Source organism: Novilysobacter selenitireducens, from assembly GCF_020026895.1.
GTDB lineage: Bacteria > Pseudomonadota > Gammaproteobacteria > Xanthomonadales > Xanthomonadaceae > Lysobacter_C > Lysobacter_C selenitireducens.
This window is the reverse complement of sequence record NZ_JAINZW010000002.1, coordinates 562,804-585,288: the sequence shown is the minus strand read 5'-3', so window position 1 is coordinate 585,288 and position 22,485 is coordinate 562,804. Positions and strand designations below refer to the sequence as shown.

At 67.1% G+C, this 22,485-nt stretch carries 20 protein-coding genes; 17 read left to right on the top strand and 3 right to left on the bottom strand.

Annotated features, from left to right (window positions below; genetic code table 11):
* Positions 1-138 precede the first annotated feature (138 nt).
* From rpsA to K6753_RS06410, 8 genes are all read left to right on the top strand, one after another.
* Positions 139-1,827 (top strand): 30S ribosomal protein S1, encoded by a 1,689-nt coding sequence (gene rpsA, locus K6753_RS06445; protein WP_223675466.1) that lies wholly within the window; start codon positions 139-141, stop codon positions 1,825-1,827.
* A gap of 229 nt (positions 1,828-2,056) precedes the next feature.
* A complete protein-coding gene (locus K6753_RS06440; RefSeq protein WP_223675465.1) occupies positions 2,057-2,362 on the top strand; it encodes an integration host factor subunit beta in 306 nt (101 codons plus the stop codon).
* An 82-nt stretch (positions 2,363-2,444) separates the two neighbouring features.
* Positions 2,445-2,735, top strand: coding sequence for a LapA family protein (locus tag K6753_RS06435; RefSeq protein WP_223675464.1), 291 nt, complete (start codon positions 2,445-2,447; stop codon positions 2,733-2,735).
* 3 nt (positions 2,736-2,738) lie between these two features.
* The gene (lapB, locus tag K6753_RS06430) at positions 2,739-3,917 is read left to right on the top strand and encodes a lipopolysaccharide assembly protein LapB (RefSeq protein ID WP_223675463.1); all 1,179 of its coding nucleotides are present in this window, start codon (positions 2,739-2,741) and stop codon (positions 3,915-3,917) included.
* A 6-nt stretch (positions 3,918-3,923) separates the two neighbouring features.
* The gene (locus tag K6753_RS06425; RefSeq protein WP_223675462.1) at positions 3,924-4,925 is read left to right on the top strand and encodes an MraY family glycosyltransferase; all 1,002 of its coding nucleotides are present in this window, start codon (positions 3,924-3,926) and stop codon (positions 4,923-4,925) included.
* Positions 4,922-6,835 carry a polysaccharide biosynthesis protein gene (locus K6753_RS06420; protein WP_223675461.1) on the top strand — a complete coding sequence of 638 codons (1,914 nt, stop codon included), beginning with the start codon at positions 4,922-4,924 and terminating at the stop codon, positions 6,833-6,835. The genes K6753_RS06425 and K6753_RS06420 overlap by 4 nt, the downstream gene beginning before the upstream one ends.
* Entirely contained in the window at positions 6,835-7,761 is a 927-nt protein-coding gene (galU, locus tag K6753_RS06415; RefSeq protein WP_223675722.1) for a UTP--glucose-1-phosphate uridylyltransferase GalU, read from the top strand. The genes K6753_RS06420 and galU overlap by 1 nt, the downstream gene beginning before the upstream one ends.
* Positions 7,762-7,910: 149 nt before the next feature.
* Positions 7,911-9,110, top strand: a complete 1,200-nt coding sequence (locus tag K6753_RS06410) for an NAD(P)/FAD-dependent oxidoreductase (protein WP_319936650.1) — start codon at positions 7,911-7,913, stop codon at positions 9,108-9,110.
* A gap of 53 nt (positions 9,111-9,163) precedes the next feature.
* Here the strand turns inward: K6753_RS06410 and K6753_RS06405 are convergent, their stop codons facing one another.
* The 3 genes from K6753_RS06405 to K6753_RS06395 form a co-directional block, all read right to left on the bottom strand.
* Complete coding sequence (locus tag K6753_RS06405; RefSeq protein ID WP_223675459.1) at positions 9,164-10,366, bottom strand: acetyl-CoA C-acyltransferase; 1,203 nt, start codon at positions 10,364-10,366, stop codon at positions 9,164-9,166.
* A 113-nt stretch (positions 10,367-10,479) separates the two neighbouring features.
* On the bottom strand, positions 10,480-12,855 hold the full coding sequence (locus K6753_RS06400; protein ID WP_223675456.1) for a 3-hydroxyacyl-CoA dehydrogenase/enoyl-CoA hydratase family protein: 2,376 nt from the start codon (positions 12,853-12,855) through the stop codon (positions 10,480-10,482).
* 98 nt (positions 12,856-12,953) lie between these two features.
* The gene (locus K6753_RS06395) at positions 12,954-13,574 is read right to left on the bottom strand and encodes a TetR/AcrR family transcriptional regulator (protein ID WP_223675453.1); all 621 of its coding nucleotides are present in this window, start codon (positions 13,572-13,574) and stop codon (positions 12,954-12,956) included.
* Positions 13,575-13,843: 269 nt separating this feature from the next.
* Here K6753_RS06395 and ndk point away from each other — a divergent pair, with 269 nt between their 5' ends.
* The 9 genes from ndk (at position 13,844) to K6753_RS06350 (ending at position 22,473) form a co-directional block, all read left to right on the top strand.
* Positions 13,844-14,269: a nucleoside-diphosphate kinase gene (ndk, locus tag K6753_RS06390; RefSeq protein WP_223675451.1), complete on the top strand. Its 426-nt coding sequence runs from the start codon at positions 13,844-13,846 to the stop codon at positions 14,267-14,269.
* A 31-nt stretch (positions 14,270-14,300) separates the two neighbouring features.
* Positions 14,301-15,530, top strand: coding sequence for a dual-specificity RNA methyltransferase RlmN (gene rlmN / locus K6753_RS06385; protein WP_223675449.1), 1,230 nt, complete (start codon positions 14,301-14,303; stop codon positions 15,528-15,530).
* The gene (gene pilW / locus K6753_RS06380; RefSeq protein ID WP_223675447.1) at positions 15,520-16,353 is read left to right on the top strand and encodes a type IV pilus biogenesis/stability protein PilW; all 834 of its coding nucleotides are present in this window, start codon (positions 15,520-15,522) and stop codon (positions 16,351-16,353) included. The genes rlmN and pilW overlap by 11 nt, the downstream gene beginning before the upstream one ends.
* Positions 16,353-17,180: a helix-turn-helix domain-containing protein gene (locus K6753_RS06375; protein ID WP_223675445.1), complete on the top strand. Its 828-nt coding sequence runs from the start codon at positions 16,353-16,355 to the stop codon at positions 17,178-17,180. Before pilW ends, K6753_RS06375 begins: the two co-directional genes overlap by 1 nt.
* Before the next feature lie 105 nt (positions 17,181-17,285).
* Positions 17,286-17,915, top strand: a complete 630-nt coding sequence (locus tag K6753_RS06370) for a YfgM family protein (RefSeq protein WP_223675443.1) — start codon at positions 17,286-17,288, stop codon at positions 17,913-17,915.
* On the top strand, positions 17,915-19,105 hold the full coding sequence (gene bamB, locus K6753_RS06365; protein WP_223675441.1) for an outer membrane protein assembly factor BamB: 1,191 nt from the start codon (positions 17,915-17,917) through the stop codon (positions 19,103-19,105). The genes K6753_RS06370 and bamB overlap by 1 nt, the downstream gene beginning before the upstream one ends.
* A gap of 139 nt (positions 19,106-19,244) precedes the next feature.
* The gene (gene der / locus K6753_RS06360; protein WP_223675438.1) at positions 19,245-20,642 is read left to right on the top strand and encodes a ribosome biogenesis GTPase Der; all 1,398 of its coding nucleotides are present in this window, start codon (positions 19,245-19,247) and stop codon (positions 20,640-20,642) included.
* On the top strand, positions 20,639-21,253 hold the full coding sequence (gene mobA, locus K6753_RS06355; RefSeq protein WP_223675436.1) for a molybdenum cofactor guanylyltransferase: 615 nt from the start codon (positions 20,639-20,641) through the stop codon (positions 21,251-21,253). Before der ends, mobA begins: the two co-directional genes overlap by 4 nt.
* Entirely contained in the window at positions 21,250-22,473 is a 1,224-nt protein-coding gene (locus tag K6753_RS06350) for a molybdopterin molybdotransferase MoeA (RefSeq protein WP_223675435.1), read from the top strand. The genes mobA and K6753_RS06350 overlap by 4 nt, the downstream gene beginning before the upstream one ends.
* Positions 22,474-22,485 lie beyond the last annotated feature (12 nt).

The following is a 22,485-nucleotide window of genomic DNA, read 5'->3' as shown; positions in this document are numbered from 1 at the left end:
TGCAGCAGCAAGTCCCCGCCGGTAAGTCCCGGAGGGTCATCCACCACAACACTCACGGCCATACGCAATCCCGCGCAGGCCGACAACGGGTGGACCGGCCGCTGTGCCGGTCTGTGTCATCAACCGAGTATTTTTCCAATGACCGAATCATTTGCCGAACTGTTCGAACAGAGCCAGCAGTACCTGGCCAAGCTGAAGCCCGGCGCCATCGTCACCGGTACCGTCGTGGAAGTCCGCGGCGACGTCGTGGTGATCAACGCCGGCCTGAAGTCCGAGGGCATCGTCCCGATCGAACAGTTCCGTAACGACGCCGGCGAGATCGACGTGGCCGAGGGCGACCAGGTCAAGGTCGCGCTGGACTCCATCGAGAACGGCTTCGGCGAGACCGTGCTGTCGCGCGAGAAGGCCAAGCGCGCCATGGTGTGGGACGAGCTCGAGGAAGCCCTCGAGAAGAACGAGACCATCACCGGCCGCATCAGCGGCAAGGTCAAGGGTGGTTTCACCGTCGACATCAAGGACGTCCGTGGCTTCCTGCCCGGCTCGCTGGTCGACGTGCGCCCGGTGCGCGACTCGACCTACCTGGAAGGCAAGGAGCTCGAGTTCAAGCTGATCAAGCTGGACCGCAAGCGCAACAACATCGTCGTCTCCCGCCGTGCGGTGGTCGAGAGCGAGCACTCCGAGGAGCGCGAGCAGCTCATGGAGAAGCTGGTCGAGGGCGCCGTGCTGAAGGGCGTGGTCAAGAACCTGACCGACTACGGTGCGTTCGTGGACCTGGGCGGCATCGACGGCTTGCTGCACATCACCGACATGGCATGGAAGCGCGTGCGCCATCCGTCCGAGGTGGTGGAAGTCGGCCAGGAGCTGGACGTGCGCGTGCTCAAGTACGACCGCGAGCGCAACCGCGTCAGCCTGGGCCTCAAGCAGCTGGGCGAGGATCCGTGGGACAACATCGCCCGCCGCTACCCGTCGCAGACGCGCGTGTTCGGCAAGGTCTCCAACGTCACCGATTACGGCGCGTTCGTCGAGATCGAGCCGGGCGTCGAGGGCCTGGTCCACGTGTCCGAGATGGACTGGACCAACAAGAACGTCAACCCGTCCAAGATCGTGCAGGTCGGCGACGACGTGCAGGTCATGGTGCTGGACGTGGACGAGGAGCGTCGCCGCATCTCGCTGGGCATGAAGCAGGTCACCTCCAATCCGTGGGAGACCTTCTCCGTGCTGCACAAGAAGGGCGACAAGGTGGAGGGCCAGATCAAGTCGATCACCGACTTCGGCATCTTCATCGGCCTGGATGGCGGCATCGACGGCCTCATCCACTTGTCGGACATCAGCTGGAACACCACGGGCGAGGACATCGTCCGCAACTTCAAGAAGGGCGACACGCTTGAAGCCGTGGTGCTGGCGGTGGACCCGGAGCGCGAGCGCATCAGCCTGGGCGTCAAGCAGCTGGAGCAGGACCCGTTCGGCCAGTACATGGCCTCCAACGCGAAGGGTTCGATCGTCAACGGCAAGGTGAAGGAAGTCGACGCCAAGGGCGCGACGATCGAACTGGCCGACGGCATCGAGGGCTACGTCGCTGCGCGCGACATCGCCAAGGAGCGCGTGGACGACGCCACCAAGTACCTGAAGGTCGGCGACGACGTCGAGGCACGCTTCATCGGCATGGACCGCAAGGGCCGCACGATGCAGCTGTCGATCAAGGCGAAGGACGAGGCGGAGATGCAGGAGGCCGTGGCCGACTACAACCGTGCCCACGCCGACGCCGCCAGCGGCACCACCAAGCTGGGCGCGCTGCTGCGCGAGCAGCTGGGCAGCAAGTCGGAGTAATCCGGCAAGCAGCATGGAGGCGGCCCTTCGCGGGGCCGCCTCCGGTTTGGAAGTAGTGCTGCACGTGTGTTGTGTTTCAGATTCGCCGGCGCGCGGCTTGACGCGGATCGGCACGGAAGGGCGTCATCCAGCCGTGTTCATCCGCGTCAGTCCGTGTCCGGCACGGTGTAAAGAGTCCGGCGGCCGTCTGGTGGCGTGGCCGAGGCCGCAGGGGGAGTCGCCATACGCCATGACCAAGTCCGAGCTGATCGAAATCCTGTCCCAGCGCCAGCCCCACCTGAAGGGAGACGACGTGGACATGGCGGTCAAGGCGTTGCTGGACATGATGGGCGCTTCGTTGTCGAACGGGCAGCGGATCGAGATCCGCGGCTTCGGCAGCTTCTCGCTCCATTACCGGCCGCCGCGCATGGGCCGCAATCCTAAGACGGGCGAGTCCGTTGCCCTCCAGGGCAAGCATGTCCCGCACTTCAAGCCGGGGAAGGAGCTGCGCGAGCGTGTCAGCGCAGTCATGCCGCTGGACGACGACGCGGCCTGAAGGCGCCGGAATCGACCCAGTGCGGTAAGGGCGGGCGCGTCGGCTAAGCTGTGGCCCGCATGACAGAAGGAGAACGTCCCGCATGCGCCTGATACGCATCCTGGTTGCATTTGCCTGTCTAGCGACGGGCGCCATCGTCGGCGCGCTCAACCGCGACCTGGTCCAGATCGACTTCGGGATCCTCGTGATCTCGACCACGCTCGGCATCGCCTTGCTCGTTTCGCTGCTGATCGGTGTCCTGGTGGGGGGGCTGGCGGTCAGCGCGGCCGTCGTGCTCCCGCTTCGACGCCGCCTGTCGCGCCTTGAGCGCGAACGTGCGATGGCGCCGCCCAATTCCAATGCCGGGCCTGTAAGCGTCCGCCCGGAGGCCTGATCGATGGCCTTCATCAGCGAGTGGTTCTGGTTCTTCCTGCTGCTGCCGATTGCCGCCGTCAGTGGCTGGGTGATAGGCCGTCGTGGAGGTGAGCGGCACAGCGACACGCAGGTCAGCCGGTTGTCGACCACCTATTTCCGCGGCCTGAACTACCTGCTTAACGAGCAGCCCGATAAGGCCATCGAACTGTTCCTGCATATCGCGGAGCTCGACAAGGACACGTTCGAGACCCAGGTCGCGCTTGGCCACCTGTTCCGTCGGCGGGGCGAGGTCGACCGCGCCATCCGCCTCCACCAGGCGCTGGTGCAGCGTCCCGGCCTGAGCGACCAGCAGAAGGTGCAGGCATTGCTGGCACTGGGCGAGGATTACATGCGATCCGGACTGCTGGATCGTGCCGAGACGGTCTTCAGCGACTTGGTGGCATTGGACATGCGTGCACCCTTGGCGCTGCGCCATCTGATCGGTATCTACCAGTCCGAGCGTGACTGGAACAAGGCCATCGAGAATGCCCAGCGCTTCGAGGCGGCGACGGGCGAGCCCATGGGCAAGCTGATCGCCCAGTTCGAGTGCGAGCTGGCCGACCGGCACCGCGCGGCAGGACAGGTTGACGAGGCACGGCTGGCCGTCGCTCGGGCCTACGAAGCCGACGCAAACTCGGTGCGCGCCGGCATGATCGAAGGCCGCATCGAGGTGGAGGCGGGGCACCACCCGGCGGCCATACGGGCGTTTGAACGCGTGGCGCGCAACGACCCCGACTACCTGCCGGAAGTGCTTCCGTCGCTGCTGTCCAGTTACGAGGAGACCGGCGATGTCACCGGTGCCCGGGCGTTCCTCGCCGAGATGTGCGAGCACTATCGAGGCATCGCCCCGGTACTGGCCCTGACACGCATGGTGGAAGCGGGCGAGGGCGTCGCTGCGGCCCGCGCCTATCTTGCGCAGCAACTCAAGGACCGCCCCTCGGTGCGCGGCGAGGCAGCGTTGATCGACCTCACATTGGCAGAGGGTGCCGACCCGATGGCGACCCTGCATGACCTCAAGCACATCACCGACCAGCTGCTGGTGCGCAATCCGAGCTACCGGTGCAACCGGTGCGGGTTCGGGGCGCGCAGCCACCACTGGCAGTGTCCGAGTTGCAAGGAGTGGGGCACGGTCAAACCGCTGTTGAACTATGCGGTGGTCTGACGCCTGATGATCGGCTGGTTGGCGGTGTTCTTCCTGATGGGCGCGGCGGGCACGTGGCTCGCGCGTCGCTATGCGCTGCAGCGAGACCTGGTCGACGAACCCGGAGAGCGACGCAGCCATGCGGTCCGCACGCCGCGCGGCGGCGGCATCGCGATCGTCGCCGTGCTGCTGGTCGCGTGCATCGCGTTGGCTCTGCGCGAGCCGCTGCACGCCCCCTGGCTGACCGCGCTTGGCGTGGGCATTGCGATGGTCGCAGGCGTTGGTTGGGTCGATGACCATCGGCCCCTGTCGCCCTGGCTGCGCCTGTCGGTCCACTGCCTGGCCGTGGCGGTGTTCCTTGCACCCGTCTGGATGGCCACGGGCAGCCTGCTGCTGGTCGTGCTGGGCTTCGGCCTGATCGTGACCCTCACGAACGTCTGGAACTTCATGGACGGTATCAACGGCCTGGCTGCCAGCCAGGCCGTATTGGTGTCGGCGATGCTCGCGCTGGTGCTGGGCGGCCCCGCCGCGGCGCTGGGCTGGGCGTTCGTGGCCGGCTGCGTGGGGTTCCTGCCGTTCAACTTCCCCTCTGCGCGTATCTTCATGGGCGACGTGGGGAGCGGAACGTTGGGATACGGCGTCGGGGCGCTGATGGTCCTCGCCGCGCTTCCACAACCGGACGCTGCCGGTTGGTTGCTCCTGCCGACAGCGCCCTTTCTGGTCGACGCCGGGCTGACGCTGGGCCGGCGCGTCATTCGAGGTGAACGGTGGTGGACGCCCCATGTCCAGCATGCCTACCAGGTCTGGGCCAGCAGCGCGGGACATGCGCGCGTAACGATTGCGTACGGTGCCGTCACATTGGCCGGGGGAGTCGCATCGCTGGCCCTGATCGGATCCGGACGCGGGCCTTTTTTCATGGCGGCTTTCGTGCTGGCGTGGTATACGTCCGCCGCTTTCGTGTGGCTATGGCTCCAGAGGCGCGGCCGTGGGGGCGTGATCGCGCTAAAGGAAAAGGAACGTTTCGAATGAATGCCTGGCGTGACCGATGGAGTGGTGCATTGCCCCGGTTGGCGGTGGTCGGTCACGACCTGGCCATGGTGTGGGTGGTGTGGCTGGGCCTGCATTGGCTGCGTTACAGCATCATCCCGAACCCGCCGGCGATTCCGCTTTGGAGCACCGAAGTCGCGCTGGTGCTGGCCGCCCAGGGCGTCGTGTTCTGGCAGGTAGGCCTGTACCGGGGCCTGTGGCGTTTCGCCAGCGTCCCCGACCTCTGGAACATCCTCAAGGCCAGCGCCCTCGGCATGGTGGCCATCGCCGTAGGGTTGTTCCTTTACAACCGCCTCGACATGGTCTCGAGGCTTGTGCTGGTCCTGTACCCGCTTGTCCTGATGGGCATGCTCGGCGCGCCGCGGCTCATGTACCGCGCGTGGAAGGACAGCCGCAATGAACGCGGCCATGAGCGCTCGGTTCGCATCCTGATCCTTGGCGCGGGCCACGCGGGCGAAGCGTTGGTGCGTGACCTGCGCCGGCTCGGTACATACCAGCCCGTGGGATTCCTTGACGATGCCGGTCGCCTGCGCGGAACCAAAGTCCAAGGGGTGCCGGTGCTGGGCCGCGTGTCGGACGTCACCGAGGTCGCACGCGAGTCGGCTGCGGGCCTTCTCGTCATCGCGATGCCGTCGGCCAATGCCACGGCATTGCAGCGCGTGGTGGTGGCCTGTGAACGTACCGGGCTGCCGTTCCGCATGGTGCCGCGCCTGGCCGACGTGCTGGAGGGCCGCTCTCTCCCGGGCGAACTGAAGGAAGTCGCGATCGAGGATCTCCTGGGCCGCAAGCCCGTCCTGCCCGATTGGAAGTCGATCCGCGACTGGCTGGGCGCGCGTTCGGTGCTGGTCACGGGGGCAGGCGGCTCCATCGGTTCCGAGCTCTGTCGCCAATGCGCGCGGCATGGTGCCCGCCGCATCGCACTGGTCGAAATCGACGAGCTGGCGTTGACAACCACCGAGTCGCTGCTGAGGCGGGACTTCCCCGACGTGGAGTTCATACAGGTGCTGGGCGACTGCGGCGATCCCGCGGTCATCGGGCATGCGCTGTCGGAGTCCCAACCCGAGGCCGTGTTCCACGCCGCCGCTTACAAGCAGGTGCCGCTACTGGAAGCGCAGTTGCGCGAAGCGGTGCGCAACAACGTACTGTCCACCGAAACGGTTGCCCGCGCGTGTCTCAAGTCAGACGTGGGCACCTTCGTGCTGATCTCCACGGACAAGGCGGTCGATCCGGTCAATGTCCTGGGGGCTACCAAGCGGCTTGCCGAGATGGCGTGCCAGTCACTTGCCGAGCGCAGCTCGACCCGGTTCGTGACGGTTCGCTTCGGCAACGTGCTGGACTCGGCCGGCAGTGTCGTGCCGCTGTTCCGCGAACAGATCCGGAATGGCGGCCCGGTCACGGTGACCGACCCGGACGTCACCCGTTACTTCATGACGATCCCCGAAGCGTGCCAGCTGATCCTCCAGGCTTCAGCGATCGGTACCCACGAGGCCATCTACACCCTCGACATGGGAGAGGCCGTGCCGATCCGCATCCTGGCCGAGCAGATGATCCGCCTGGCCGGCAAGCAGCCCGGCCACGACATTGCGGTCGTCTACACCGGCCTGCGCCCCGGCGAAAAGCTTCACGAAACGCTGTTCCACGCCGACGAGCGCTACCGTGCGACCGGGCATCCCAAGATCCTGCAGGCGGAGCCGCGGCAGATTGCGGCCTCGGAGATCGAGTCGGCCCTGTTGGCGATGCGCGACGCGTCTGCACGCTATGACCGCACCACGCTTGCTAGCCTGTTGCGCTCGACGGTGCCGGATTTCAATCCGATGACCGAGCAGGTTGCCGTGGCACAGGATTCGACCACCGTCGTTGCATTCCCCGCCCGCAACGCCAGGAAGGTTTGATGTCATCGAGTTCAACGCAGTCGCACGCTCATCCCCGTATCCGCAAGGCCGTCTTTCCTGTCGCCGGCCTGGGTACTAGGTTCCTCCCGGCCACAAAGACGGTCCCGAAGGAAATGCTGCCGATCATCGATCGGCCGCTGATCCAGTACGCGGTCGACGAGGCCATCGAGGCGGGTTGCGACACGCTGATCTTCATCACCAACCGCTACAAGCACGCGGTGGCGGACTACTTCGACAAGGCCTACGAACTCGAACAGAAGCTTGAGCGGGCCGGCAAGACCGAGCAGCTCGAACTCGTCCGCAACGTGTTGCCCGAAGGCGTGCGCGCGATCTTCGTCACACAGGCCGAAGCCCTGGGTCTGGGGCACGCAGTGCTGTGCGCCAAACCGGTAGTCGGCAACGAGCCGTTCGCGGTAATCCTGCCCGACGACGTCATCTGGAACCGCGGCGATGGAGCGCTGAAGCAGATGGCGGATACGGCCGAGGCCAGCGGCTCCAGCGTGATTGCCGTGCAGGACGTTCCGCGAGAAAAGACGGGAAGTTACGGCATCGTAGCGACGGACGATTTCGCAGATCGCCGGGGCCGCATCACCGCCATGGTGGAGAAGCCGAAGCCCGAAGTCGCCCCGAGCACCTTGGCGGTCGTCGGTCGGTACGTTCTCAATCCGCGCATCTTCGACTTCCTCGAGTCGACCCGACCGGGCGCTGGCGGTGAAATCCAGCTGACCGACGCAATTTCCGCCTTGCTGAAGGAAGAGGCGGTCGATGCATACCGGTTCCGGGGCACCCGGTTCGACTGCGGTACCCACATCGGGCTGATCGAGGCGACCATCCGGTATGCATTGGATCACGAGAAGCTCAGCGACGCCGCCCAGCAGCTGATGCAGGACGCGCTAAAGGAGCTCGGGGTCACCGAGCTGGAATAGGCGAGGCCCACGGGTTGCCGGCTTGATGAAAAGCGGGCGACCATGCGGATCCAGTTCCCGGTGACGCCATGCGTTCGTACTACCTTGAAACCGCGGCTGGCGACGCCGGCCACGCGGCACTGCGCGGCCCCGCTGACGCGCACGTATGCGTGATCGGCGGCGGGCTTGCCGGGCTCAATACCGCGCTGGGCCTGGTAGAGCGGGGCGTGCGGGACATTGTCGTGCTCGAAGCGGATCGCGTTGGACACGGTGCTTCCGGCCGCAACGGAGGCTTCGTCTTCGGGGGGTTCTCGCGCGGTGAAGATGCGTTGCTGCGCGACCTCGGGCCCGAACGCGCCCGCGGGTTGTATGGCGGCACGTCGCAGGCCGTCGAATTGATACGACGCCGCATCCATACCCACGGCATCGACTGCCAGCCGGTGGAAGCCGGGGTGATCTGGGCGAACTGGTTTCGCGACGAGCGCGTTCTGCGTGAGCGACAGCGGCTGCTTGCCGATCACTTCGGCGTCGAATGGGAATGGCTGGGGCGCGACGAGCTGCGCGAGCAGTTGCACAGCGACCGCTATCACAGTGGCCTGATGGAGGGCCGGGGATTCCATTTCCACCCGCTCCGTTACGTCCAAGGGTTGGCGGACCAGATCGTCGGGCATGGCGGGCGGGTGCACGAACACAGCCCGGCGCTGTCGCTGAAGCGCCTAGGCTCCCGTTGGCAAGTGGACACACCGGGCGGGCGCGTCGTGGCCGACGAGGTCGTACTGGCCTGTGGCGGTTACCTTGCGGGGCTGCGGCGGGCCGTGGACGCTTCGGTGATGCCGATCGCTACCTACGTGATGGTGACCGAGCCACTGGGCGGACGCCTGGAGTCGGTGATGAGCACGCGCGCGGCGGTCTACGACACCCGCTTCGCGTTCGACTATTACCGGCCACTGCCCGACACCCGATTACTGTGGGGCGGGCGAATCTCGGTGCTGGATCGATCGCCTGCGGCCGTCGAAAACCTGTTGCGGCGCGACCTGATCAAGGTGTACCCGCAGCTGCACGACGTCGACATCGAGTACGCGTGGTCAGGGCTGATGAGCTATGCCCGCCACCAGATGCCGCAGATCGGCCGCATCGAAGACGGCTTGTGGCTGGCACAGGCCTTTGGCGGCCATGGCGTGGCGCCCACGACGTTCGCGGGCGAACTGCTGGCCGCCGCGATCGCCGAGAACGACACGCGGTGGCGGGAATTCTCGGACTACGGATTGGTGTCGGCTCTGAAGCCGGCCGGCTTCGTCGGCGCGCAGTTGACGTACTGGTGGCACCAGGCGCGCGATGCATGGAAAGCCGGACGGGAGAGCTCGGGATAACGAGCGCCCGTGTCGCGGGCGGCTTGCGCGAGTTGACAGCCCGGCGGCGTGAGTTACAGCGACTCGAAAATGCCCGCCGCGCCCATGCCGGTGCCGATGCACATGGTCACCATGCCGTACTTCTGCTGGCGGCGGCGCAGGCCATGGACGATCGTCGCCGTGCGCACCGCGCCCGTGGCACCGAGCGGGTGGCCCAGCGCGATGGCGCCGCCCAATGGGTTCACCTTGGCCGGGTCCAGGTCCGAATCGCGGATCACCGCCAGCGCCTGCGCGGCAAACGCCTCGTTGAGTTCGATCCAGTCCATCTGGTCCCTGGTCAGTCCTGCCTGCTTCAGCGCCTTCGGGATCGCGGCGATCGGGCCGATGCCCATGACCTCAGGCCGCACGCCCGCCACCGAGAAGCTGACGAAGCGGGCCAGCGGCGTCAGTCCGTAGTCCTTGATGGCTTGTTCGGACGCCAACAACACGGCACCCGCACCGTCGCTCATCTGGGAACTGTTGCCGGCAGTGACCGTGCCGCCGAACTGGCCGTTACGGAAGACGGGGCGGAGCTTGGCCAGGCCTTCCAGCGAGCTGTCCGGACGCGGACCCTCGTCGGTATCGACCATGCGTTGACGGATCCGCACCGTGTTCGCGCCGAGGTCCGGATTGCCGGAGACAACTTCGTAGGGACTGATCTCGTCCTTGAACTCGCCCGCCTCGATGGCGGCAATGGCCTTCTGATGGGAGGCGAGGGCGAACGCATCCTGGTCGTCGCGTGAAACCTTCCATTCCTCGGCGACCTTTTCGGCGGTGATGCCCATGCCGTAGGCGATCGCCACGTGGTCGTCCTTGAACACGGACGGGGAGAGCGCGACCTTGTTGCCCATCATCGGCACCATCGACATAGACTCGGTGCCGCCGGCCAGCATCAGGTCCGCATTGCCCAACCGGATCTGGTCCGCGGCCAGCGCGACGGCCTGCAGGCCCGACGAACAGAACCGGTTGATCGTCTGCGCGGCGACGGTGTCGGGCAGGCCGGCCAGCAGCACGCCGATACGCGCCACGTTCATGCCTTGCTCGCCCTCCGGCATCGCGCAGCCGATGATCGCGTCGTCGATGCGGTTGACGTCGATGCCCGGCGCCTGGGCGACCACGGCCTTGAGCACATGCGCCAGCATGTCGTCGGGGCGGGTGTTGCGGAACACGCCGCGCGGCGCCTTGCCCACCGGGGTGCGGGTGGCGGCGACGATGTAGGCATCCTGGATCTGCTTCATGGTGTCTCTCCGGAGGCGGGGCCTGACGGTGGCGGGGCGGCCGATGGAGCTTGGCTGGCCCGATTCACTGCGACCCTGCGAAATTGGGGAAGTCTCGCTGGTGGAACCGCCGCTCAGTTCCTGAGCGGCTTGCCCGTCTTGAGCATGTGGGCGATGCGCTCCTGCGTCTTCGGCATCTGCGCCAACGCGACGAAGTGCTCGCGCTCCAGCCTCAGCAGCCACTCTTCGTCCACAAGTGCGCCGCGGTCGACTTCGCCGCCGCACATCACGGTGGCGATCCGGCTGGCGATCTCATAGTCGTGCGGCGAGATGAAGCGGCCCTCGAGCATGTTGACCAGCAGCATCTTGAACGTGGCGATGCCCACGTCGCCCGCGACCTGGATGCGTCGCGCCGGCATGGGCGGACGGTAGCCGCCTTCGGCGAGTGCGCGGGCCTCGGCCTTGGCGACGTGGAGCAGCTCGTGCGCGTTGAAGACGATGCGGTCCGTATCGCGGGCCAGCTTGAGGTTGCGGGCTTCCATGGCCGACGTGGACACCTTGCCCATCGCGACACTTTCGAACGCGACCTTCAGCTCCGCGAACACGTCACCGTTCGGTCCCGCCTTTTCGGAGGCACGTACCGCGAACTCCTTGAGGCCACCGCCGGCCGGCAGCAGGCCGACACCGGCTTCGACGAGCCCGACGTAGCTCTCCAGCCCGAACACGCTGCGCGCGGCATGCATCTGGAACTCACAGCCACCGCCCAGGGCCAGGCCACGGACGGCAGCGACCACTGGCACCAGCGCGTACTTGATGCGCTGGCTGGTCGCCTGGAAGTTGGCGACCATCGCCTCGAACCCGGCGACGTCGCCGGCCTGCAACAGGCCAAGGGCGCCCGCGAGGTCGGCGCCGGCGGAGAACGGCTCCTTCGGCTGCCAGATCACCATGCCGGCGAAATCCCGCTCAGCGACGCCGATGGCTTCCTGCAGCCCGTCCAGCACATGGTTGTTGACCGTGTGCATCTTGGTCTTGAAACCGACCACGGCGATGTCGTCGTTCTCGTCGGCCCACATCCGCACGCCGTCGTTCTCGAACACCGTGCGGCCTTCCGGGAACCGCTCGCCCAGCAGCGGGTCCGGGAACCTCTGGCGTCCGTATACGGGGTTTGCCGAACGCGGCACCCTGGCTTCGCGCGACGGGCTGTAGCTGCCCTCGGTTACGTGCACGCCCTCGCGGCCATCGAACACCCAGTCGGGGAGGGCGGCGCTGCTCATGGCATCGCCGGAGACGATGTCCTCGGCGATCCACTCGGCGACCTGCTTCCAGCCCGCGGCCTGCCAGGTCTCGAACGGACCCATCGACCAGCCATAGCCCCAACGGATCGCCAGGTCCACGTCGCGCGCGGTGTCGGCGATGCTTTCCAGGTGATACGCGGTGTAGTGGAACGTGTCGCGGAAGCAGGCCCAAAGGAATTTGGCCTGTGGGTGGTCGCTGGCGCGAAGGGCCGCGAACTTCTTCGAAGGGTCGCGCTCCTTCAGCAGGGCGGCGACTTCCGGATCGAGGTCCGATGCGACGGGTCGGTAGTCCTGCGCCTTCAGGTCCAGGACCAGGATGTCCTTGCCCTTCTTGGTGTAGAAGCCGGCGCCGGTCTTCTGCCCCAACGCGCCCTTCTCGACCAGGGCGGCCAACCACTTGGGCGCCTTGAAGTACTTGTGCCACGGGTCGTCGGGCAGCGTATCGGCCATGGTCTTGATGACGTGGGCCATCGTGTCCAGGCCCACGACGTCGGCCGTGCGGTAGGTGGCGGACTTGGGCCGCCCGATGGCCGGGCCGGTGAGCGCGTCCACGGTATCGAAGCCAAGGCCCAGCTGCTCGGTGTGGTGCATCGCCGCCAGCATCGAGAAAACGCCAATGCGGTTGCCGATGAAGTTCGGTGTGTCCTTGGCGATCACTACGCCCTTGCCGAGCGTGGTGGTGAGGAACGCTTCGAGTTTCGCCAGGACGGACGGGTCGGTCGACTTGGCCGGGATCAGCTCGGCCAGGTGCATGTAGCGGGGCGGGTTGAAGAAGTGCACGCCCAAGAACCGCGGGCGCATGGCGTCGGGCAGTACGTCGGCCAGCGCGTTGATGCCCAGACCCGACGTATTGCTGGCGAGGACGGCGTGGTCAGCGACGTGCGGCGCGATCTTGCGGTAGAGGTCCTGCTTCCAGTCCATCCGCTCGGCGATGGCTTCGATCACCAGGTCGCAGCCGTCCAACAGCTCCAGCCCGGTTTCGTAATTGGCCGGCACGATCCGCTCGGCGAGCGCCTTGTCGGCCAGCGGGGCGGGGCTCAGCTTGGCCAGGTTGGCGATGGCCTTGTTGACGATGCCGTTGGGGTCGCCGTCCTTTGCGGGCAGGTCGAACAGCACCGTGTCCACGCCCGCATTGGTCAGGTGCGCTGCGATCTGGGCGCCCATGACGCCGGCGCCGAGTACTGCTGCACGCCGCACAAGCAATTTGTCAGCCATTTTATGCAACTCCTTGAAAACAAATAATGTTGATCGCCGTTCTTTGCGAGCTGGCCCTTGCGAGTGCCGGGCCTTCGCGACTTCACCGTTGCAATAGATCAGCTCTTGAAGCCTGCCGCTGCGAAGCGGATCAGTTCACGCGCGGCCCTTTCACGGTGCGCCTTCTCGCTGACGCCGGTGGGCCGCTTGATCAGGCCGAAGTCCGCCATGGCATAGGTAAGTGCTCCGGCGAGGAAGTCCAAGCGCCAGTAGAGCTCCTCCTTGCTCAGCGACGGCACACAGGTGGCGATCGCCTTGGCGAACTCGCGCAGCACGTGGCCGTAGTGGTCGGACAGGAACTTGCGCAGGCTGTCGTTCTTCTCGGCATAGGCGCGGGCCACGACGCGGACGAAGGCGCCACCACCGTGACGATCCTGCGCCAGCGCCAGGGCGGGCTCCACGAACGCGGCAAGGATCGGTTCCAGTTCGCCCGGGGACTGCTCGACCGCGGCCTTCAGCGCCGTCAGCCGGTCGGCGCTCATGCCGTCCATGCGCCGTCGGAACACCTCGTTGACGAGGTTCTCCTTGCTGCCGAAGTGGTAATTGACGGCAGCGATGTTCACGTCCGCGCGGCTGGTGACTTGGCGCAGCGACGTACCGGAGAAGCCGAACTGGGCGAACAGTTCCTCGGCGGCTCCGAGAATGCGGTCCTTCGTCGAGAAGTGGGCAGAGGTGGCCATGGATGGTCAGGTGATGGGGAGGGGGTGAATCAAACGCTTGTTTGATGCTACGGAGCGCACGGGTCGCCGTCAACGCTGAACCCCAACGTACGGGTTGACCTGTTTTCGCGGACAACCGGTCGTCGGGCCTGCAAAAGCGCGTCGCAATCCGATAGCATTACCGTAGCCATATCGGCTAAACCCGCGTCCCGGCGCGGGTTTTTCTGTTATCCTCGGGCGCGAGACTCCTTTCAAGCAGGGTCCGCGGCCCGCCCACCTGGAGACATCCCATGGCGCTGGAGCGCACCCTTTCGATTATCAAGCCCGATGCCGTTGCCAAGAACGTGATCGGCGAGATCTACACCCGTTTCGAGAAGGCCGGCCTCAAGGTCGCGGCTTCCAAGATGAAGCACCTGTCCCGCAGCGAGGCGGAGGGCTTCTACGCCGTCCACCGCGAGCGTCCGTTCTTCGGCGCCCTGGTCGAGTTCATGATTTCCGGCCCGGTGATGATCCAGGTTCTGGAAGGCGAGGGCGCGGTGCTGAAGAACCGTGACCTGATGGGTGCGACCAATCCGAAGGATGCCGCCGCCGGCACCATCCGCGCGGATTTCGCCGACAGCATCGACGCCAACGCCGTGCACGGCTCGGACAGCCTGGAGAACGCCGCGATCGAGATCGCGTATTTCTTTCCGGCCACCGACGTCTACGCACGCTGATCGATTTCAAACACAGGCGATACAGGTTTCCATGAGCTCCTCAGACGCACGCATCGACATCACGCTCGCTCCGGACTCCGGCGCAAGCTCGGTGCCTGCGGGGAGCGCGGACACCAAGGGGTCGGGGTCGAAGCGCAACATCTTCGACCTCGACCGCGTTTCGCTCGAGGACTTCTTCGAGCAGACCCTGGGCGAAAAGCGCTATCGCGCCCACCAGGTCATGAAGTGGATCCATCACCGGCATGTCACCGACTTCGACGGCATGACCGACCTGGGCAAGGCCTTGCGCGCCAAGCTGCACGAGCACGCTGAAGTGCGCGCGCCGATGGTGCTGCACGACCAGCCCTCTGCCGACGGCACGCACAAGTGGCTGCTCGGCATGGACCCTAAGAACGCCATCGAGACCGTCTACATCCCCGACAAGGGCCGCGGGACGCTGTGTGTGTCCAGCCAGGTGGGGTGTGCGTTGAACTGCCAGTTCTGCTCGACCGCGACCCAGGGTTTCAACCGGAACCTGTCGACCGCCGAGATCATCGGGCAGGTCTGGGTGGCTGCGCGCCACCTGGGCAACGTGCCGCACCAGCAGCGCAAGCTGACCAACGTCGTGATGATGGGGATGGGCGAGCCGCTGGCCAATTTCGACAATGTCGTGCGCGCAATGAGCATCATGCGCGACGATCTCGGCTACGGCCTGGCCAACAAACGCGTGACGCTGTCCACGGCGGGAATGGTGCCGATGATCGACAAGCTCGGCGAGGTCAGTGATGTGTCGCTGGCCGTCTCGCTGCATGCGCCCAACGACGAGCTGCGCACCGAGCTGGTGCCGCTCAACAAGAAGTACCCGATCGCCGAGTTGATGGCTGCCTGCCAGCGCTACGTGCGCCGCAAGCCGCGCTCGTCGATCACGTTCGAATACACGTTGATGAAGGGCGTCAACGACCAGCCGCAGCATGCGCGCGAACTGGCCCGCCTGATGCGCCAGTTCGAGAACGCGGTCCAGATGAAGGATGCGGCGAAGGTCAACCTGATCCCGTTCAACCCGTTCCCGGGCACGCGCTTCGAGCGATCGCCCGAGGCCGACATCCGCACCTTCCAGAAGCTGCTGCAGGATGCGCGCGTCCTGACCACGGTGCGGCGCACCCGCGGCGATGACATCGACGCAGCCTGCGGGCAGCTCAAGGGGCAGGTGATGGATCGGACCCGCCGGCAGGCGGAGTTCCGTAAATCGCTTGAAGGTGGTGGAGTCAGCGATGCGGCGTAAGGCGTGGGGGCGTAACCGGTTGCCTTGGGGCTTCGTGGTGTTGGTCTTTCTGGCTACCGCTGGCTGCAACCGGCTGACCTTCGTCCGCCCCAGCTTGGAGCGGGGGGATTTCGATAAGGTGGCGCGTGACGTCACGGTACGCGAATCCAGCGATAGGATCGCGGCGCGCAAGGCCGACGCCCACCTGCAGCGCGCGCGGGGCCACCTGGCGCGGAACGAGCTGGACAAGGCCGAAGACGAGGCCCGCAGCGCCATCAAGCTGGACGCATCGTCCGAGGGTGGATACACGGCGCTGGCGGTCGTCCACGACCGTCGGGGGCAGGCCGCTCGGGCCGGGGAGTACTACCGCAAGGCGACTGAGCTCGCGCCCACCCGAGGCGGCACGCTCAACAACTACGGGACGTGGCTGTGTTCGAACGGCCGGGAGCAGGAATCCCTTGTGTGGTTCGAACGGGCCGTGGCCAGCCCGGGGTACCAGACGCGCGCCGGTGCGCTCGCAAATGCGGGCCGATGCGCCGACCGTGCCGGCCTGGACGAACGAGCCACCGCGTACCTGCGGATGGCCATCGAGCTTGATCCGAAGAATCCAATCGCACTCTCCACGTTGGCCGAGCGCGCCTACAGGCGCGGGGACGGGATGCAGGCCCGGGCTTTTTCTGAACGGCGGCTGACTGCGGCGCCGGCGGATGCTGCATCCTTGCTGCTTGCGTCACAGATTGAGGAAATGCTCGGCGACACGGCCGCAGCGGCTAGATACGTTCAGCGAATGAGGGCGGAGTTCCCGAACACATCGGGCTCCGGTACGGGGGAAGAAAGCAGGTGATGAAGCAGACCGATGATGTCGCACCCGGTTGCGACGGCTGCGGTGCGCGCCTCCAGGCCGCACGCGTGGCGGCCGGGCTCACCCATGAGGAAGTCGCCTCGCGGCTGAAAATGCCGGTACGCGTCGTGCGTGCGCTCGAAGCCGACGACTGGAGCCCGCTGGGCGCACCGGTGTTCGTCCGGGGCCAGCTGCGCAGCTACGCACGGCTGCTCAAGGTCGATATCGAGCACGAGCTCTTGGAGTCGCCGATCAAGCCGGTCGTGCCGCCCGAGCTCGTCAGCCACACCCATGTCCCGCGGTACCGTGTAGTGGCCGAGCAACTGGCGCGCCGTGCCGTCTACGTGGTGCTGACGGTCGCGATCGCGCTGCCGGTCTGGCTTGCGACGCGCCCGCACCTGTCCAACGGGTTGGCGGTGGAGTCCTTGGACCTCCCGACGACCACCGCGACCGGTGCCGGCAGCAAGGGCGATGTACCGCAGCAGCTTCCGGCGGCGGAGCGCACGCCCATCATCGCGTCCATGGCGGCGCTGCCCCAGCGCAAGCGGGTCGAGCCGTCACCGGCATCGGGCCTGTCGCTGGAGTTCAACGAGCCCAGCTGGGTGCAGGTGTTCTCGCGGGATGGCGAGGCGCTGGAACAGGGCATGATGAAGCCGGGGCAACGGCTGAGCTACGACAAGGGCGAAGTCGGGCGCGTGGTACTCGGCAATTCCGCGGCCGTGGAAGCCCGCCGCGGGGGCGAAGCGATCGACCTCGAGCCGTTCATCCGAGCGAACGTGGCGCGCTTTACGCTATCCTCTGACGGCTCGCTGGCGCCGGTTCGCGACTGATCCCGCGCCGCGGCGCACGCCCCTCGCATCGGCCGGCGTAGTCCGGCCGATCGCATTTCTATCCCTGGCCCGCCGACTGGCGGGCCCCCTGCATGGCAGCCCGGCATGGCGCTAGACGATCTGCTCGACGAACACGAACAAAGCGAACGCGTACAGGACTGGCTGCGGCGCAACGGCGCCGGCCTGATCGGAGGTGTGGTGCTGGGCCTGGCCGCGATCGGGGGCTGGCAGTGGTGGCAGCGCGAGCAGGTCGCGCGCCAACTGGCTGCCGCCGACCAGTACCAGCAAGCGGTAGACGGCATCGAGGCTGACGCTGCGGCAGCGGCCGGCCAGATTGCCGAGTTGCCGTCCGGCACGTTCCAGGTCCTCGCTTCATTGCAGCTCGCGGCCGCGCAGGTCGAAGCAGGGCAGGCCGACGCAGCCATCACTACGCTGCGTGCAATTCGCAGTGAAGACCCGGCAATGCAGGATGTCGTCGCACGCCGGCTGGCACGGCTGATGATCGACACCGGCGAGCCCGCAGAGGCGCTGGAGCTGCTGGCGTCGGCCGACAGCCCGGCTGCGCTGGAGATCCGTGGCGATGCGCAACTGGCGCTCGGCAAGCCCGAACTGGCGCGGGAGGCCTACACGCAGGCGCTCGCGGGCATGGACGTCGCCTCGCCGCAGCGGGGCATCCTTGAATTGAAGCTCACCGATGCCGGTGGGTCCGTCGACCGTACCGAGGCCCAGTCTTGATGAAGTCCGCACTGCATCCGCACCGCTTTCTCCTGCGCACGGCCGCCGCCGTGGCCTGCCTCGCCGTCGTTTCAGGTTGTACGACCGTGCGTGGCTGGTTCGATGGCGATGATGACGAGGCGCGCGAACCCGCCGCGCTGACGGAGTTCGCGCCGTCGGCGACGATCTCGGAAGCCTGGTCGGCCAACGTCGGCAAGGGCGAAGGTCGCCTAGGTGCCCGCCAAGGGCCCGTCGTGGTGGATGGGCGCGTGTATGCCGCGGCAATCGAGGGCGGCGTGCGTGCGTTCGACCTCCAGACCGGTGCCTCCGCCTGGCATTACCCCTCCGATGTCCGCATCAGTGGCGGCCCGGGCGCTGGCGACGGGCTGGTGGTGGTCGGTGGCCTCGACGGTGAGGTCATTGCGCTGGATGCCGCCACCGGTGCGCAGCGCTGGGAAGCCAAGGTCAACAATGAGGTGATCGCCGCGCCCGCGATCGGCATGGGCATGGTGTTCGTCCGCTCCAACGACGGGCGGGTGACGGCGTTCGACGCCACCAGTGGCGAGCGCCGCTGGTTCTGGAACCACGACGTGCCTTCGTTGTCGGTGCGCGGTAACGACGCAGTCCTGCTTGGCCCGGGTTACGTGTTCGTCGGCAACGACGACGGCACCATCGCCGCGCTCAGCGCCACCGACGGTGCGCCGCTCTGGGAGCAGGTGGTCGGCGCACAGGAAGGCCGCACTGAGCTGGACCGCATGGCCGATGTCGACGGCACGCCGGTACTCGACGGTGCCGCGATCTACGCCACCAGCTTCCAGGAGCAGACGATCGCGATCGACGGGCCGACCGGTCGTCCGATGTGGGCGGGCCAGCAGGGTGGCGCGGGCCGCATTGGACTCGCGCCGGACCGCCTTGTCGTGTCCGCACCCGACGGCACCGTGTATGCCCTGGACAAGGCCGGTGGCAGCGCCCTCTGGCAGCAGCCGGGTCTGGCGCGGCGCAACCTCACGGCACCGGCGGTGCAGGGTGGGTACGCCGTGGTCGGCGATTTTGACGGCTACCTGCACTGGCTGAACCTGCAGAACGGCGAGTTCGCCGCCCGTACGCGGGTCTCGGGCAACGCCCTGCGCGCCGCGCCCATTGTGGCCGACGGCATCCTGCTGGCCCAGGACACCGATGGCCGCCTGAGCGCCTACCGTCTCGGGCAATGACACTGCGGCGGCGCGGCATGTCCGCGCCGCCGATGCTTGGGTGCCCATCGCGGGCATCGAGCGCTGAACGCGGGTGACCGGGACGATCCTGGGCGACCCAGAACCTCCCACGCCTCCGTTCCCGCTTCAAGGTCGAACCATGCTGCCCCTCGTCGCCCTCGTCGGCCGCCCCAACGTTGGCAAGTCCACGTTGTTCAACGCGCTTACGCGCACCCGCGACGCGCTCGTCCACGACGAGCCGGGCGTGACCCGTGACCGCCACTACGGCGTTTGCCGACCGGAAGGCCAGCGGGCGTTCGCGGTCGTCGACACGGGCGGCATTGCGGGGGAGGACGAAGGCCTGGCCGGCGCCACCGCCCGGCAGGCGCGGGCCGCGGCCGAAGAAGCGGACCTCGTGCTGTTCATCGTCGATGGTCGCGAAGGCGCCTCCGCGCTGGACGACGACATCCTGCGCTGGCTGCGCAAGGCGTCGCGGCCCACGATGCTGGTCATCAACAAGACCGAGGGCCTGGAGTCGAACGCCGTGCGCGCCGATTTCGCCCGGTACGGCTTCGCCGAGATGCTGTCGATCTCCTCGGCGCATCGGCAGGGCATCGATGACCTGATTGACGAGATTATCGAGAAGTTGCCCGACGAGGGTGCGACGGCGCAGCTGGACACCGATCCCTCGCGCATCCGCGTGGCCTTCATCGGCCGCCCGAACGTCGGCAAGTCGACCCTGGTCAACCGCCTGCTGGGCGAGGAGCGAATGATCGCCTCCGACGTACCGGGTACCACGCGCGATTCGGTGTCGGTCGACATGGAGCGCGATGGCCGCCTGTACCGGCTGGTCGACACGGCCGGCGTGCGTCGCAAGGCGCGCGTGGAGGATGCGGTGGAGAAGTTCTCCATCATCAAGACGCTTCAGGCGATCGAGCAGTGCCAGGTCGCCGTGGTGATGCTTGATGCCGGCGAAGGCGTGACCGACCAGGACGCCAGCGTCCTCGGCTACGCACTGGATGCCGGCCGTGCCCTGGTGGTGGCGGTCAACAAGTGGGACGGGCAGACCGACTACCAGCGGCAGCAGACCGAAGCGTTGCTGGCGCGAAAGCTGGCATTCGTGGAATGGGCCGAAGCGGTGCGCATCAGTGCCAAGCACGGCTCGGGTCTGCGCGAACTGTTCAACGCGATCCACCGAGCGCACACATCGGCGACCCGGGAGTTCGGCACCACCGAGGTCACCAAGGCGGTCGAGATTGCCTACGAGACCAACCCGCCGCCGGTCGTGCGCGGGCACGTTGCCAAGCTGCGCTTCGCCCACCCCAGCGGTACGAATCCGCCCACGTTCACCGTGCACGGCACCCGCTTGCGCACGCTGACCGACAGCTACAAGCGCTACCTGGAAAACTTCTTCCGCAAGCGCTTCAAGCTGGTCGGCACGCCGGTGCGCTTCCTGTTCAAGGAAGGCACGAACCCGTACGAAGGCAAGAAGAACGTGCTGACCGACAAGCAGGTGGCGAAGAAGCGTCGCCTGATCAGGCACGTCAAGCGCAGGTGAGCTGGACTGCGCCCCCCGCGCGTCCGGTCACGCTTGGATTGTTGGCGGGCGGGCAGGGCACGCGTCTGGGCGTCGTCGACAAAGCGTGGCTGCTGCGCGATGGCGAATCCCAGGTGGTCCGTCTGATCGCAATGTTTCCCTCCGTCTCGGACGTGCTGGTCAGCAGCAATAGTTCGGATCCGCGTTACGCATCGCTGGGCCTGCGCGTCGTCGCCGACGCCACCCCCGGCCTTGGGCCGGTCGCGGGTCTGGCCGCGCTCGCCAACGCCTGCCGGACCCCCTGGCTGCTGACCTTGCCGGTCGACACGCTGGACCCTCCCGCGAATCTGGTGGACCGGCTGCTGGAAGCGGTCCGGGCCGAGGGAATCGCCACCGGCGCGGTAGTCCAGGACGACGAGGGACTGCAGCCGTTGGCGGCGCTCTGGGCGACCGATGTCCTGGCCGTCCACGCCGCGGCTGCACTGGCGGCGGGTCGGCTGGCCGTGCACCAACTGGTCGCTGCCGCGGGGCTACGGACGGTCCGGCTGCACGGCGTACGGCTGGGCAACCTCAACACGCTCGACGACCTGGCCGCCGCCCGCGTGGCGTTGCCCGATGGAGGACACCGATGACCGCGGCACCGTTCCCGACCTCGATCCTCCACGCCGAGGCGCTCGGCATCATCGCCGAGGTTGCCGGGCGCAATCGGCTCGACAGCGAGTCCCTGGCGCTTGGGCGAACGCACGGCCGCGTACTGGCGCAGGACGTCATCGCACCCATGCCGTTGCCGCCGTTCGACAACAGCGCCATGGACGGATTCGCCTACCGGCATGCCGATCTCACGGACGGACCGACCCGCCTCCGGCTATCCGGCGAGCAGTTCGCCGGCACCGCCGAACCCGGTTCCCTCGCGGCGGGCGAGTGCTGGCGCATCACCACGGGCGCGCCGCTGCCCGCCGGCGCCGACAGCGTGGTGATCAAGGAGCGCGTGGACGTCGATGGCGACTGCGTCCACGTCCCAGCGGGCGAGATGGCCGGCGCCAACGTGCGACGCGCCGGCGAGGACGTCCGCGAAGGCGACCGTGTGCTGCAGGCGGGGCAGGTGCTGACGCCGGCGCGCGTCTCGCTCGCCGCCTCGCTGGGCATTTCATCGCTCGCCGTGAGCCGCCGCCCCACCGTTGCCGTCTTCACCAGTGGCGACGAGCTGGTCGAGCCGGGCCTGCCGTTGTCGCCCGGCCAGATCCACGACAGCAACCGCGAATTGCTGATGGGCCTGTTGCGGGCCGAAGGCCTTGAACCGACGGCGTGGCCGCGGCTCCCCGACGACGCGCGGCAGGTCGAGATCGCGCTGCGCGATGCCGCATGCGCCTTCGATGTTGTGCTGACCTGTGGCGCCGTGTCCGCCGGCGAGAAGGACCACATCCCGGCGGTCGTCGAACGCTTCGGTGACGTCCACTTCTGGAAGGTCCTCATGAAGCCGGGGATGCCGGCGCTGCTGGGCAGCATCGACCAGGCCCGTATCCTGGCCCTGCCGGGCAACCCGGTCTCCGTGCTGGCGACCTGGCTGACGCTGGGCCGAGCGCTGGTCGACGGACTGCAGGGCCGGACCGAGCCGCGCCCCATCTGGAAAGCCCGACTGGTGGCGCCCATCGACAAGCGCCACCCGCGCCGGGAGTTCATCCGCGCCACGGTCGTGTTCGATGACGCCGGCCATCTAAGCGCCATGCCCAGCAGTGCGACCGGGTCGCACCGGCTGCGCGTCGCGGCGGATTCGGATGCGCTGATCGTCGTCCCCGAGGCGGAACAGGCGTTGCCTGTCGGCGCGGTGGTAGAGGTGCTGCCGTATCGGTGAGTCCGGCGCGCG

Excerpts from the sequence above, each read along its gene's own strand:
- galU (WP_223675722.1), top strand. The coding sequence starts at position 6,835 with ATGTCATCGAGTTCAACGCAGTCGCACGCTCATCCCCGTATCCGCAAG.
- K6753_RS06400 (WP_223675456.1), bottom strand. The coding sequence starts at position 12,855 with ATGGCTGACAAATTGCTTGTGCGGCGTGCAGCAGTACTCGGCGCCGGC.
- K6753_RS06370 (WP_223675443.1), top strand. The coding sequence starts at position 17,286 with ATGGCGCTAGACGATCTGCTCGACGAACACGAACAAAGCGAACGCGTA.
- der (WP_223675438.1), top strand. The coding sequence starts at position 19,245 with ATGCTGCCCCTCGTCGCCCTCGTCGGCCGCCCCAACGTTGGCAAGTCC.
- rlmN (WP_223675449.1), top strand. The coding sequence starts at position 14,301 with ATGAGCTCCTCAGACGCACGCATCGACATCACGCTCGCTCCGGACTCC.
- K6753_RS06375 (WP_223675445.1), top strand. The coding sequence starts at position 16,353 with ATGAAGCAGACCGATGATGTCGCACCCGGTTGCGACGGCTGCGGTGCG.
- K6753_RS06420 (WP_223675461.1), top strand. The coding sequence starts at position 4,922 with ATGAATGCCTGGCGTGACCGATGGAGTGGTGCATTGCCCCGGTTGGCG.
- ndk (WP_223675451.1), top strand. The coding sequence starts at position 13,844 with ATGGCGCTGGAGCGCACCCTTTCGATTATCAAGCCCGATGCCGTTGCC.
- K6753_RS06425 (WP_223675462.1), top strand. The coding sequence starts at position 3,924 with ATGATCGGCTGGTTGGCGGTGTTCTTCCTGATGGGCGCGGCGGGCACG.
- lapB (WP_223675463.1), top strand. The coding sequence starts at position 2,739 with ATGGCCTTCATCAGCGAGTGGTTCTGGTTCTTCCTGCTGCTGCCGATT.
- bamB (WP_223675441.1), top strand. The coding sequence starts at position 17,915 with ATGAAGTCCGCACTGCATCCGCACCGCTTTCTCCTGCGCACGGCCGCC.
- pilW (WP_223675447.1), top strand. The coding sequence starts at position 15,520 with ATGCGGCGTAAGGCGTGGGGGCGTAACCGGTTGCCTTGGGGCTTCGTG.
- K6753_RS06395 (WP_223675453.1), bottom strand. The coding sequence starts at position 13,574 with ATGGCCACCTCTGCCCACTTCTCGACGAAGGACCGCATTCTCGGAGCC.
- K6753_RS06405 (WP_223675459.1), bottom strand. The coding sequence starts at position 10,366 with ATGAAGCAGATCCAGGATGCCTACATCGTCGCCGCCACCCGCACCCCG.
- K6753_RS06435 (WP_223675464.1), top strand. The coding sequence starts at position 2,445 with ATGCGCCTGATACGCATCCTGGTTGCATTTGCCTGTCTAGCGACGGGC.
- K6753_RS06350 (WP_223675435.1), top strand. The coding sequence starts at position 21,250 with ATGACCGCGGCACCGTTCCCGACCTCGATCCTCCACGCCGAGGCGCTC.
- K6753_RS06440 (WP_223675465.1), top strand. The coding sequence starts at position 2,057 with ATGACCAAGTCCGAGCTGATCGAAATCCTGTCCCAGCGCCAGCCCCAC.
- rpsA (WP_223675466.1), top strand. The coding sequence starts at position 139 with ATGACCGAATCATTTGCCGAACTGTTCGAACAGAGCCAGCAGTACCTG.